General features: G+C 58.9%; 11 protein-coding genes. 8 read left to right on the top strand and 3 right to left on the bottom strand.

The window, feature by feature from the left end; translation table 11 throughout:
* Nucleotides 1–225: 225 nt before the first annotated feature.
* Nucleotides 226–867, bottom strand: coding sequence for an autotransporter outer membrane beta-barrel domain-containing protein (locus GVK32_RS00800; RefSeq protein ID WP_159864180.1), 642 nt, complete (start codon nt 865–867; stop codon nt 226–228).
* A gap of 157 nt (nt 868–1,024) precedes the next feature.
* Here GVK32_RS00800 and tag point away from each other — a divergent pair, with 157 nt between their 5' ends.
* Together tag and GVK32_RS00790 are read left to right on the top strand one after the other, a co-directional pair.
* Entirely contained in the window at nt 1,025–1,606 is a 582-nt protein-coding gene (gene tag / locus GVK32_RS00795; RefSeq protein WP_045853911.1) for a DNA-3-methyladenine glycosylase I, read from the top strand.
* Nucleotides 1,584–2,030 carry an N-acetyltransferase gene (locus tag GVK32_RS00790; RefSeq protein WP_159864177.1) on the top strand — a complete coding sequence of 149 codons (447 nt, stop codon included), beginning with the start codon at nt 1,584–1,586 and terminating at the stop codon, nt 2,028–2,030. Before tag ends, GVK32_RS00790 begins: the two co-directional genes overlap by 23 nt.
* Here GVK32_RS00790 and GVK32_RS00785 read toward each other — a convergent pair.
* The gene (locus GVK32_RS00785) at nt 1,993–4,323 is read right to left on the bottom strand and encodes a molybdopterin guanine dinucleotide-containing S/N-oxide reductase (protein WP_159864174.1); all 2,331 of its coding nucleotides are present in this window, start codon (nt 4,321–4,323) and stop codon (nt 1,993–1,995) included. The genes GVK32_RS00790 and GVK32_RS00785 overlap by 38 nt on opposite strands.
* Before the next feature lie 167 nt (nt 4,324–4,490).
* Here GVK32_RS00785 and GVK32_RS00780 point away from each other — a divergent pair, with 167 nt between their 5' ends.
* The 6 genes from GVK32_RS00780 to ghrB all read left to right on the top strand — a co-directional run bounded on the left by GVK32_RS00780 (nt 4,491) and on the right by ghrB (nt 10,462).
* Entirely contained in the window at nt 4,491–5,153 is a 663-nt protein-coding gene (locus GVK32_RS00780; RefSeq protein ID WP_041143148.1) for an OmpA family lipoprotein, read from the top strand.
* Between the two features lie 114 nt (nt 5,154–5,267).
* Nucleotides 5,268–6,284, top strand: a complete 1,017-nt coding sequence (locus tag GVK32_RS00775; RefSeq protein ID WP_159864171.1) for a LacI family DNA-binding transcriptional regulator — start codon at nt 5,268–5,270, stop codon at nt 6,282–6,284.
* A 110-nt stretch (nt 6,285–6,394) separates the two neighbouring features.
* Entirely contained in the window at nt 6,395–7,144 is a 750-nt protein-coding gene (locus GVK32_RS00770; RefSeq protein ID WP_159864168.1) for a sugar phosphate isomerase/epimerase, read from the top strand.
* Between the two features lie 3 nt (nt 7,145–7,147).
* Complete coding sequence (locus tag GVK32_RS00765) at nt 7,148–8,086, top strand: sugar kinase (protein WP_159864165.1); 939 nt, start codon at nt 7,148–7,150, stop codon at nt 8,084–8,086.
* 99 nt (nt 8,087–8,185) lie between these two features.
* A complete protein-coding gene (locus GVK32_RS00760; RefSeq protein WP_123709618.1) occupies nt 8,186–9,466 on the top strand; it encodes an MFS transporter in 1,281 nt (426 codons plus the stop codon).
* Between the two features lie 24 nt (nt 9,467–9,490).
* Complete coding sequence (gene ghrB / locus GVK32_RS00755; protein WP_076946249.1) at nt 9,491–10,462, top strand: glyoxylate/hydroxypyruvate reductase GhrB; 972 nt, start codon at nt 9,491–9,493, stop codon at nt 10,460–10,462.
* Nucleotides 10,463–10,560: 98 nt separating this feature from the next.
* On the opposite strand, the gene GVK32_RS00750 is transcribed toward ghrB, so the two are convergent.
* Complete coding sequence (locus GVK32_RS00750) at nt 10,561–11,271, bottom strand: DUF3053 domain-containing protein (RefSeq protein ID WP_128876940.1); 711 nt, start codon at nt 11,269–11,271, stop codon at nt 10,561–10,563.
* Nucleotides 11,272–11,654 lie beyond the last annotated feature (383 nt).

Raw genomic sequence — 11,654 nt, 5'->3', positions numbered from 1 at the left:
AACGAGCGCGCACTCGACGGCAGGGAATAAGTTAGTGCCTGCTATCTCATTAAGCCGCGCCGTTTCTGTGATCGCAACGTTAAAAAGTGGTGCCAAACATGCTACATATGGACGAAATAATTCACATTACAGAAGCAAAATAGCCACAGCGTAGCCGAGCAGCACGCCCGGCGATCTTATGCCAGCGGCGCGCGCAGGTCGCCGGAAGCCGTCCGGAAAGACGGCTTAAAAATTGGCGCTGACCCCCATCAGGTACTGATAGTTTGCCCCGGTCGGCAGGTTATCCGCCTGCGAGAGCGCCGCCCATGCCGCAAGGTGCGAATTGAGCGACATATCCGCCCCGAAGGTTACATCCCGCCAGCCGCCGTCCTGGGTACGGGTTGGCCAGGGCAGCTCTGAAGCAAGCGCCTGGTTGTAGCTCACCTGCGCCCAGGGATGAATACCCCACAGCTGCTGATAATCGACGCGCCAGCCGAGCGTGTTCACGTAGCTGCTTTCCGCCGCGCGGCGAACGGGAGGCGGCTGTAGATCGCTGCGCAGGCTTGCCACCGGCCCTGAAGTCACGCCGTTGGCTAAGGTAAAGTTCCAGCCCACGCTCATGCCGTGCCCGATATCCGGCGGTGCCAGCGCCTGGTTAAGGGTGAATCCGGCGGCCTCGCCGGTTGAATTGATGCGCTCAGCCAGAATGTCCTCATAGCGCGGTTGGTGATCGCTGTCCCACGTATAGCGTTCAGGTGTATTACTTTTTGTATCGATAGCGATATATTCCTGTTGCCAGGCATTCACCCCACTGACGCACGATACCCACACGGATACGCACGCCGGGAGGAAGTATCCCCACAAGCCATTGCATTTCTTTATTATCATTAAAGCGACTCCATAAAGAGCCAAACCGGAAGTATTGCTGTGTTTTTTATGGGATCTGATACCCCTGTATTTGGGAGTGGTATCCCTGTATTAACTATTATCTTTATCTTTCAGCCGTCAAGGTGAACGCGTAAGTTTATTGCTAAGGGAGAAAGACATGCAGCGTTGCGGATGGGTTAGCCAGGACCCTCTCTATATTCAGTATCACGATAGCGAATGGGGCGTAGAGCAAAGAGACGCCGGGAAGCTGTTCGAAATGATCTGCCTCGAGGGCCAGCAGGCCGGGCTTTCATGGATTACGGTGCTAAAAAAACGTGAGAACTATCGCCGGGCGTTTCACCAGTTCGACCCGGTTCGCGTCGCCGCGATGGATGAGGCCGACGTTGAGCGTCTGCTGCTGGACGCCGGTATTATTCGCCATCGCGGAAAAATTCAGGCCATTATCGGCAACGCGCGGGCCTTTCTTGCGCTGGAAGAAAAGGGCGACTCCTTCAGCGATTTTGTCTGGTCCTTTGTCGATAACCACCCGCAGATATCGCACGCCGCTACGCTGGCGGAAATCCCAACGACAACCCCCGCCTCCGACGCGCTGTCGAAGGCGCTGAAAAAACTCGGCTTCAAGTTTGTCGGTTCGACTATCTGCTACTCCTTTATGCAGGCCTGCGGGCTGGTGAACGATCACGTCACAGGCTGCTTCTGTTACCCCGGAGGTGCGGATGATCCGCAAGTGGGAAACTAAAGAGATCGGCCCGCTGCTCGCGCTATGGCTGGAAAGCACGATTCATGCGCATCCGTTTATCAAAGAGGCCTACTGGCATGAAAGCCTCGCGGTCGTGCGCGACGTTTACCTTCCCGCCGCCAGTACCTGGGTGTGGGAAGAGGACGGTGAGATAAAAGGCTTTATCAGCGTGCTGGAGTCACGCTTTGTCGGCGCGCTTTTCGTCGCCCCGGCGGCTGTGCGCCGGGGGATTGGCCGCGCGCTGGTGGACGAGGTCAAGCGGCACTATGCCTGGCTGAGCCTCGAGGTGTACCAAAAAAACCTACAGGCGGTGAATTTCTACCATGCGCAGGGCTTCCGGATAGAAGACTGCGCATGGCAGGACGATACCCTGCAGCCGACGTGGATTATGCGTTGGCCGGTGGATCAAACGCCGTTAACGTAAGCGCCGGGCCGGCGTATTTTTCCAGCCACGCCAGCGCCGTGTTTCCGGCGCAGCCGTTACCGAGGCGCGAAGTCGGAATATCTTTGGTCAACACGTTCACGGCGCCATTTTTACAGATCCCCGCCTGCGGGTCGATATCAGGCCAGGCGCCCTCGTGCAGGCAGATAACCCCGGGGCGGATCCCCTCCGTCACCACCGCGCCGGCCAGAACCTGGCCGCGCGAATTCCATACCCGCACCAGATCGCCGTCGGCAATCTGCCGCGCCTCGGCATCCTGCGGGTGAATAGTTAACGGCTCGCGGCCGGCAACCGCGTACTGCTCCCGCAGGGTCGTGTGATTCAGCTGGCTGTGCAGGCGATGGGCCGGATGGGCGGAGAGCACCTGCAGCTGGCCCGGCTGCGCGTTGCCATGCCATTCGTCCGGCGCCAGCCACATCGGGTGCGGCGGGCAGTCGGGATAGGCAAAACCGGCAATCGTCGGCGAGTGGATCTCAATTTTTCCGCTCGCCGTTTTCAGCGGATTAGCCTGCGGATCGGCGCGGAAGGCGGCAAAGCGGGCGAAGCGGGCGTTGTCGGGGTTTTCCGGCATCTCAATCAGCTGATTATCCTGCCAGAACTCTTCGAACGGCGGCAGCGTAATCTGCTGACTCGCGCCGCGCTGGGCCGCGGTGCGGTAGAAGCTTTCCAGCCACTGGATATCGCTTTTCCCCTCGGTAAAGCGCGCGCGTCCCCTCTCTTCCCAGCGCTCGCTGAGATCGGCAAAGACCTCAAAGTCATCGCGGGCCTCGTCGCGCGGCGCAACCACGCGCTTCATCGGCACCAGATGCTGGTTGCTGTAATCGCCGGTCATGGTCATATCGTTGCGTTCAAATGAGGTTGTCGCCGGCAGGACGATATCAGCGTGGCGGGCCGCGGCGGTCCAGAAGCACTCCGAAATAACGATAAGCTCCGGCTTCTGCCAGGCGCGGATCAGGCGGTTGGTATCCTGATGATGGGTAAAATTGGCGCCGCCCGCCCACCAGATAAAGCGAATATCCGGGAAGCATCGGTCCATGCCGTTGTGCTGATAGGGCGCGCCGGGGTTTTCCAGCGCTTCGACGATGCGCGCCACCGGAATTTTTTCCACCGCCTCAATACCGTCCGCCACGCAGCCCTGCATGGAGGCCAGCACCGCCGCCCGGCGGGTCGGATTGCCGCCGTTAGCAAAATGGTAGGAGAGGCCAAAGCCGCCGCCCTGGGTGCCAATTTGTCCCAGCATCGCGGCCAGCGTGACCAGCATCCAGTGCTTTTGCTCGCCGAACTGCTGACGCTGCATGCCCCAGCCGGACATCAGCATGGTCGTATTTTCGTAGAACAGTTTCGCCAGTTCGCGAATTTTAGCCGCACTTACGCCGCAAATCTCTGCGGCCCACTCGGCGGTTTTCGCCACGCCGTCGCTTGCGCCGGTCAGGTAGCGGGCGAAAATCTCATAGCCGCTGGTATAGCGCGCCAGGAACGCATCGTCCTGCCAGCCGTTTTCGACCAGAGTCGAGGCGATCCCGAGCATCATCGCCACGTCCGTTCCCATATGCGGGGCCACCCAGTCGATATCCTCGCCAAAGAAATCAACGGTTTCCGATCGCATCGGATCGATGCAGATCACCCGTTTGCCGCTCTTGCGCAGCCGATCGAACCACGTCACTCCCTGCTCATCGGAGGCATTCCAGGCAATCTTCAGCGTATTCAGCGGATTAGCACTCCACAGCACCACCACGTCGCTGTGTTCCAGTACCATTGGCCAGCTGGTTTGCTGCTGATACACTTCATTTCCGCCCACCACGTACGGCATGATCGCCTGCACCGCGCCGGTGGAGTAATCCCCGAGATGGCCGGTATAGCCGCCGGCCAGGCTCATGTAACGCTGCAGCAGCGTCGCCGCTTTATGCAGTACGCCGTTTGAGCGCCAGCCGTAGGAGCCGGCAAAGATCGACGTCGGGCCGTAGCTCTCGCGGATCCGCTGATGCTGGGCATGAATAAGATCCAGCGCCTGCTCCCAGCTCACCCGGACAAACTCATCCTGTCCGCGTACGCCCTGCGGGCTATCCGGCGAGGCCAGAAAGCCTTTTCGCACCATCGGGTAGCGCACGCGGGTCTTGCTATGAACCTGGTCCCGCACGGCGGTTTGCAGAGAGTTTGCGAAGGGGGTTTCCAGCGCGCCGCGGGAGGAGAGGACATTTTCACCATCGGTTTCAACCAGCATCGGTCCCCAATGGGCCGCGGTGAGGATGGTTTCAGTTGCAGATGAGGTTGGCAAAGCGAGCTCCTGGTCAGCGAATGCAGGTGTTGTGACGGCCTGTTATTCGGCCGTTCAAGGTTACTTACAAATAGAGACGTTATCCGGGGAATTTTCTCCGCATCCGGGCGTCATAATCAACCGTCACGGGCGCTGTGACAAAGAATAAAATGGATTAAGGAAATAATATGAAAAAACGCGTACTGATGATTGCGGCTATGGTTAGCGGCACACTGGCCATTTCTGGCTGTACGACCAACCCCTATACCGGCGAACGTGAAGCAGGAAAATCCGGCGTCGGCGCGGGCATCGGCTCCCTGGTCGGCGCGGGTATTGGCGCGCTCTCCTCTTCCAAACACGACCGTGGTAAAGGGGCGCTGATCGGCGCGGCGGCGGGCGCGGCGCTTGGCGGCGGCATCGGCTACTACATGGACGTACAGGAAGCCAAACTGCGCGAGAAAATGCAGGGAACCGGGGTTAGCGTGACGCGAAATGGCGATAACATCGTGCTGAATATGCCCAATAACGTCACCTTTGATAGCAGCAGCGCCAACCTCAAACCAGCGGGAGCCAATACGCTCACCGGGGTCGCGATGGTGCTGAAAGAGTACGAAAAGACGGCGGTTAACGTGGTCGGCTATACCGACAGCAGCGGCGGCCAGGATCTGAACATGCGCCTCTCGCAGCAGCGCGCGGATAGCGTTGCCAGCGCCCTTATCACCCAGGGCGTGGCGGCAAACCGTATCCGCACCAGCGGCATGGGCCCGGCCAATCCGATTGCCAGCAACGGCACTGCGGAAGGCAAAGCACAGAACCGTCGCGTGGAAATTACCCTCAGCCCGCTGCAGTAATCCCGCTTCATCGCTCCCTCCTGCGCCCGGTAAGACGCGCTTACCGGGCAAAACGCTTGATATAGCGAATTTTCGCGCTAAGGTGTTCTCCAGATTTCAGCAAAGGAAGCCATCATGGCGAAAGCGGCGCGAGCAACCATTAGCGATGTGGCAAAAGCCGCAAAGACCGGTAAAACCAGCATTTCACGCTACCTCAACGGCGAAAAGCATCTGCTTTCCGATGACCTGCTGGCGCGCATTGAAAAGGCGATTGCCGAACTTAACTATCGCCCCAGCCTGATGGCCCGCGGCCTTAAGCACGGCCGCACTCGCCTGATTGGCCTGATCATCGCCGATATTACCAACCCCTACTCGGTTAACGTGCTGAGCGGCATCGAGGCCGCCTGCCGCGAAAAAGGGTTCACCCTGCTGGTCTGTAACACCAACAACGAGCTGGACCAGGAGCTGCACTATCTCGATCTGCTGCGCAGCTATCAGGTTGAGGGGATTGTGGTCAACGCCGTCGGCATGCGCGAAGAGGGGCTCAATCGCCTGCAGCAGTCGGCGCTGCCGATGGTGCTGATCGACCGAAAAATTCCCGATTTTGCCTGCGACGTGGTCGGGCTGGATAACACCCAGGCCGCCACTACCGCCACCGAGCATCTGGTGGAGAAAGGCTTCGAGGCGCTGCTGTTTCTGAGCGAGCCGCTGGGCTCCGTCAACACGCGACGCGAGCGGCTGAGCGCCTTTCGCACTACCCTCCAGCGCCACGCCGGGATCGTCGCGGAAAATGCCGAAGTCCCGCTCAACGACGGCGCGATGCTGGACAGCGTACTGCGCCAGTTTCACTCCGGACATCGCGGGATGCGCAAAGCGGTAATCTCCGCCAACGGCGCCCTGACGCTGCAGGTCGCGCGCGCGCTGAAGCGCGTTGACCTGATTTGGGGAAGCGATATCGGCCTGCTCGGGTTTGATGAGCTGGAGTGGGCGGAGCTCGCGGGCGTCGGCATCACCACCCTTAAACAGCCGACGTGGCAAATAGGCTACGCCGCCGTTGAACAGGTGGTACGCCGCATCGAAGGCGCCCATGAGCCAATCTGTGAGCGGGTATTTTCCGGGGAGCTGATCGTCCGCGGATCGACCTCCCGTTGACTCTCCTTCGTGATGGTGATCATAAATTAGACATCCTCCCCTTTTCTTTGGAACCGGTACCATCTAGCGTAATAGAGAGATTCGCTACAGAACCACCGGGAGTTTGTCAGATGGCCAGAAAAATCATTGTCGTGACCGCCGCTTATGGCAACGATCGCGTTAGAGAGCTTGGCGGGCAGTCCGCCGTACTGCCGTTCATTGCCGGTTCCGGCGCCGACGGCGTGGAGATCCGCCGCGAGTTATTCAGCGCAGAGGAACTGAACCGGCTGCCGGCCCTCGCCGCGGAGATTGAAAGCCACGGCCTGCTGGTCTGCTACTCTGCGCCGGAAGCCCTGTTCGCCGCCGACGGGTCGCTTAACCCGAACCTCTCGGCGCTGCTGCAGGAAGCGCAAACCCTCAACGCCTTATGGTTAAAACTCTCCCTCGGCCATTTCATCCATAACCATCAGCTGGAGACCCTGCGCAGCACGCTGCAGGCGAGCGGTATGGCGCTGGTGGTGGAAAATGACCAGACCGATTGCGGCCAGCTGGCGCCAATGCAGCGGTTTAAAGCCATCTGCCGGGTGAATAACCTGCCGGTGACGCTGACGTTTGATATGGGCAACTGGCTGTGGGTCGGCGATTCGCCGGAAGAGGCCGCCCGCCATCTCGCGCCTGCCGTCAGCTATATTCACGTTAAGGCGGCCCAGCCGCATCACGAGCAGTTCCGTGCCGTTCCGCCCGACGAGGCCTCTCCGCGCTGGCTGGCGCTGCTGGATAACCTGCCTGCTGATGCCCCACGCGGTATCGAATTTCCGCTGGTCGGCCATGACCTGACGGCCGTTACCCGCCGCTATGTCAATCTTTTACGCGAGGATTAAGCCATGGAAAACAACCTGGATGTCATTACCATCGGCGAAGCGATGGCTATGTTTGTAGCGACCCAAACCGGGGATCTCGCGGAGGTTGAACGCTTTATCAAGCGCGTCGCCGGCGCAGAGCTGAACGTCGCCACCGGCCTGGCTCGCCTGGGGCTGAAGGTCGGCTGGGTCAGCCGCGTCGGCGAGGATAGCTTCGGTCGTTTTGTTCTTAATTCGCTGGCAAAAGAAGGGATTGATGCCCGCGGCGTAACTCAGGACCCGCGCTACGCAACCGGCTTCCAGATGAAATCTAAAGTCGAAAATGGAACCGATCCCATTGTGGAATATTTCCGCAAAGGCTCGGCGGCCAGCCACCTGTCGCCGGATGATTTCCACCCCGATTACTTCGCCAGCGCTCGCCATCTGCACCTGAGCGGCGTCGCCGCCGCGCTGTCGGAGAGTTCATATGCGCTGCTGGATCGTGCCGCCGGCGCAATGAAGGCCGAGGGAAAAACGATCTCTTTCGACCCCAACCTGCGCCCAGTGCTGTGGAAAAGCGAAGGCGAAATGGTGGAAAAGCTCAACCATCTCGCGTTCCAGGCCGACTGGGTTTTACCCGGCCTGAAGGAGGGGACAATCCTGACGGGTCAGCAAACGCCGGAGGCTATCGCGGACTTCTATCTCAACCGCGGCGTGCGCGCCGTGATTATCAAAACCGGCTCCGACGGGGCCTGGTATAAAACCGCCGCGGGTGAGCAGGGTGCCGTCGCGGCAGTTAAGGTCGATAACGTCGTCGATACCGTCGGCGCGGGCGATGGCTTTGCCGTCGGGGTAATTAGCGCCCTGCTGGAAGGCAAAACCCTGGATCGGGCGGTACGGCGTGGGAACAAAATCGGCTCGCTGGCGATTCAGGTTCAGGGCGACAGCGAAGGATTACCGACGCGCGACGCGCTGGGCGAATAACGTTTAATACAACGATGGTCGCCACTCTGTACCCTACATACAGCGCGGCATAAGACACCTTCTATCGGTGAGTGTTACCTCACATACAGAGGCAAGCCTATGAACAGCTTAACCAATGCAACAAAACGCTGGTGGTACATCATGCCTATCGTGTTTATCACGTATAGCCTGGCGTATCTCGACCGTGCCAACTTCAGCTTCGCCTCCGCGGCGGGCATTACCGAAGATTTGGGGATCACTAAAGGGGTCTCATCGCTGCTGGGCGCCCTCTTCTTCCTCGGCTACTTCTTCTTCCAGATCCCTGGGGCAATCTACGCTGAACGCCGCAGCGTGCGAAAACTTATTTTTATCTGCCTGATCCTGTGGGGCGCCTGCGCTTCGCTGACCGGCATGGTGCACAACATTCCGGCCCTGGCCGCTATCCGCTTTATTCTCGGCGTCGTCGAAGCAGCGGTGATGCCCGCGATGCTGATTTACATCAGCAACTGGTTTACTAAATCCGAACGCTCGCGCGCCAATACCTTTTTAATCCTCGGTAATCCGGTCACGGTGCTGTGGATGTCGGTGGTGTCCGGCTACCTGATTCAGTCCTTTGGCTGGCGCGAGATGTTCATTATTGAAGGCGTGCCGGCAGTGCTCTGGGCCTTCTGCTGGTGGGTGCTGGTAAAAGATAAGCCGTCGCAGGTGAACTGGCTCTCCGAGAGCGAAAAAGCCGCGCTGCAGGAGCAGCTGGAACGCGAGCAGCAGGGCATCAAAGCCGTACGTAACTACGGCGAGGCCTTCCGCTCACGTAACGTCGTGCTGCTGTGCATGCAGTATTTTGCCTGGAGTATCGGGGTGTACGGCTTCGTGCTGTGGCTGCCGTCAATTATCCGCAGCGGCGGTGAAAACATGGGCATGGTTGAGGTTGGTTGGCTCTCTTCGGTACCTTACCTGGCGGCAACGATTGCGATGATCGTCGTCTCCTGGGCCTCGGACAAAATGCAGAACCGTAAGCTGTTCGTCTGGCCGCTGCTGCTGATTGGCGGGCTGGCCTTTATCGGCTCCTGGGCGGTCGGCGCGAACCACTTCTGGGCTTCTTATACCCTGCTGGTGATTGCCGGCGCGGCGATGTACGCCCCCTATGGCCCCTTCTTCGCCATCATCCCGGAGATGCTGCCGCGCAACGTAGCGGGCGGCGCGATGGCGCTGATTAACAGCATGGGCGCGCTGGGCTCCTTCTTTGGCTCGTGGTTTGTCGGCTACCTGAACGGTTCGACCGGCAGTCCGTCCGCCTCGTACATTTTCATGGGAGTGGCGCTTTTCGTCGCGGTATGGCTTACTTTAATTGTTAAGCCTGCTAATAATCAAAAACTTCCGCTTGGCGCTCGTCACGCCTGACATCCTAATACTACGGAGATCCGCATGAAGCCGTCCGTTATTCTCTATAAAACGCTTCCCGACGACCTGCAGCAACGTCTGGAAAAACACTTTGCCGTCACCCGGGTGAAAAACCTGAGCGCCGAAACCATCGCGCAGCACGCCGAGGCGTTTGCCCAGGCCGAAGGCCTGCTGGGCTCCAGCGAAAAAGTTGATACCGCGTTACTGGAGAAAATGCCCAACCTTCGTGCGGCCTCAACGGTCTCCGTAGGCTACGACAACTTCGACGTTGCGGCGCTGAATGCGCGCAGGGTCCTGCTGATGCATACGCCCACCGTACTGACCGAAACCGTTGCCGACACGGTGATGGCGCTGGTACTCAGCACCTCACGCCGGGTGGTGGAAGTGGCCAATCGCGTGAAGGCGGGTGAGTGGACCAAAAGCATCGGGCCGGACTGGTTCGGCAGCGATGTGCACCACAAAACGCTGGGTATCGTTGGGATGGGGCGCATCGGCATGGCGCTGGCCCAGCGTGCGCACGCCGGCTTCGGAATGCCGATCCTCTATAACGCGCGCAGCCAGCACCCGCAGGCGGAAGAGCGCTTCAACGCCCGCTACTGCGATCTGGATACGCTGCTTGAGGAAGCCGATTTTGTCTGCCTGATCCTGCCGCTGACCGCTGAGACTCATCATCTGTTCAATGCGGAGAAGTTCGCCAAAATGAAGCCATCCGCCATCTTTATTAACGCCGGACGCGGTCCGGTCGTCGATGAGAAAGCGCTGGTTGCCGCGTTGCAGAATGGTGAAATCCATGCCGCCGGTCTCGACGTGTTTGAGCAGGAGCCGCTGGCGCAGGACTCCCCGCTGCTCAGCATGCCTAACGTCGTCGCGCTGCCGCATATTGGTTCCGCCACCCATGAAACGCGCTACAACATGGCGGCCTGTGCGGTGGATAATCTGATTGATGCGCTGCAGGGCAACGTCGATAAGAACTGCGTGAACCCGCAGGTAAAATAGGCAGGAAAGGGACATTCTCGCCCGGCTGAGCGTCGCGTCAGCCGGGAAGAAACCCGGATGATGGCGCGATAAGCGCCTTCACCGGGCTCGGTCAGCGGCTATCGCGTCGCGTTAACGGCTGCCGTCCACGCCTGATTGAACGCCTGGTGCTGAGCCGCCAGCGGGCCAATCAATGCGTTGTACTGGCTGGCCTGCTGCGAGGTCGGGAACTGGATCCCGTTTGCCACGAAGCTCACCTGGGTATTTTGCTGGGCAACAAAATCACCCACCTGCACCAGCTGCTGAGTAAACACCTGCGCCGCAGGGATCAGCGGCTGCAGGGCATTTGCCGGGGCGGTAACCACTTTGTTGTAAACCTGGTCAAAGACCGGCTTAAGATCTTCACCCTGCTTCAGCGCGCTATGCGCACCGTCGGCCTGCATTTTGGCATTTTCCAGCTGCTGGCTCAGTACGCCGAGCGCGCCGTTTGCCTGGCGCAGCGGTTCACGCTGGGTGATATAGTCCTGCGGGACGCGAATCGCGTTCACGCTGTCTACCACCGGGCGCAGACCCGCATCCATCGCCTGACTTACCTGCTGCGAATAGCCGTAAATCACCGCGTAATCGGACACAAAAGGACCGAACTGTTTTTTCTGATCGGCGGTCAGCGTCGGCAGACGTTCGCCGCTCCGCATAGCCGTATTTTGCAGGAAGTCGATGAACGCTTTGCGCTGATCGCCTTCTTTATCAAAACACCCACTCAGGCTAACCACCATTAATAAGGCCGCAACAGCCGCAAACCAGCGAGAGCAGGACTTTCCTGTCGCCATTTTTTTACTCCTTTCAGCCAAAAAAAGCGCAAACAGACACACACGTGCCAGACGCTGACAAGGATAGTCCAGGTCAGCCTCGCAGGATACACTTTCCTGACAATCTTCCGCAGGAAATAGCCCGCTGGCGGCGTGTTATCGACAACCGCTACCGTCTGTTAAGCACATCACAATTACCGCCATAACAACAAATCCAAAAATAAAACACAACGAATTGATTTAAATAAACTTAATTTTCAATCATTGCGTTTAAATCCCCGAAAAGAACGATAATCGCACGCTTCCTGGCCGGACCGCGTTGCCTGCTGTCGGGTTCAGTGTTTTGATTAATGAGCGATTAACGGCATTACGTTCGATTATCGCACAAATACTATTAACGACAG

The sequence above is a fragment of the Klebsiella sp. 18074 genome, from assembly GCF_902705905.1.
GTDB lineage: Bacteria > Pseudomonadota > Gammaproteobacteria > Enterobacterales > Enterobacteriaceae > Klebsiella > Klebsiella terrigena.
This window is presented reverse-complemented; position numbering and strand designations above follow the sequence as displayed.

Excerpts from the sequence above, each read along its gene's own strand:
- GVK32_RS00775 (WP_159864171.1), top strand. The coding sequence starts at position 5,268 with ATGGCGAAAGCGGCGCGAGCAACCATTAGCGATGTGGCAAAAGCCGCA.
- GVK32_RS00780 (WP_041143148.1), top strand. The coding sequence starts at position 4,491 with ATGAAAAAACGCGTACTGATGATTGCGGCTATGGTTAGCGGCACACTG.
- ghrB (WP_076946249.1), top strand. The coding sequence starts at position 9,491 with ATGAAGCCGTCCGTTATTCTCTATAAAACGCTTCCCGACGACCTGCAG.
- GVK32_RS00770 (WP_159864168.1), top strand. The coding sequence starts at position 6,395 with ATGGCCAGAAAAATCATTGTCGTGACCGCCGCTTATGGCAACGATCGC.
- GVK32_RS00760 (WP_123709618.1), top strand. The coding sequence starts at position 8,186 with ATGAACAGCTTAACCAATGCAACAAAACGCTGGTGGTACATCATGCCT.
- GVK32_RS00800 (WP_159864180.1), bottom strand. The coding sequence starts at position 867 with ATGATAATAAAGAAATGCAATGGCTTGTGGGGATACTTCCTCCCGGCG.
- tag (WP_045853911.1), top strand. The coding sequence starts at position 1,025 with ATGCAGCGTTGCGGATGGGTTAGCCAGGACCCTCTCTATATTCAGTAT.
- GVK32_RS00750 (WP_128876940.1), bottom strand. The coding sequence starts at position 11,271 with ATGGCGACAGGAAAGTCCTGCTCTCGCTGGTTTGCGGCTGTTGCGGCC.
- GVK32_RS00765 (WP_159864165.1), top strand. The coding sequence starts at position 7,148 with ATGGAAAACAACCTGGATGTCATTACCATCGGCGAAGCGATGGCTATG.
- GVK32_RS00790 (WP_159864177.1), top strand. The coding sequence starts at position 1,584 with ATGATCCGCAAGTGGGAAACTAAAGAGATCGGCCCGCTGCTCGCGCTA.